Here is a 249-nt window from a genome sequence, read left to right as displayed (position 1 = left end):
CTGCTTCCCCTTGCGGCGCTGTTGCTCGGTGCCGCCTCCGCGCCGCCACAGGCGATCTCTCCGGAACGCCTGTCCGCGGACGTGAAGACGCTCGCCTCCGACTCGTTCGGCGGCCGTGCGCCGGGCACGCCGGGAGAGGCGAAGACGGTCGACTGGCTGATCGCCGCGTTCAGGAATGCCGGGCTGCAACCGGGCGGGCGCGGCGATAGCTGGACGCAGGACGTGCCGCTCGTGCGGACGCAGCTCGGC

The 249-nt window shown here is 73.1% G+C and carries 1 protein-coding gene; it reads left to right on the top strand.

Annotation, left to right across the window (positions count from 1 at the left end):
* Positions 1–249 (top strand): hypothetical protein (locus AC0IYH_RS33130; protein ID WP_471838634.1); only part of this gene is annotated, 249 nt, incomplete at both ends.

This window comes from Pseudomonas sp. AC463 (genome assembly GCF_979253585.1).
The sequence above is the reverse complement of the archived record's forward strand: the minus strand, read 5'-3'. Positions and strand labels throughout refer to the sequence as shown.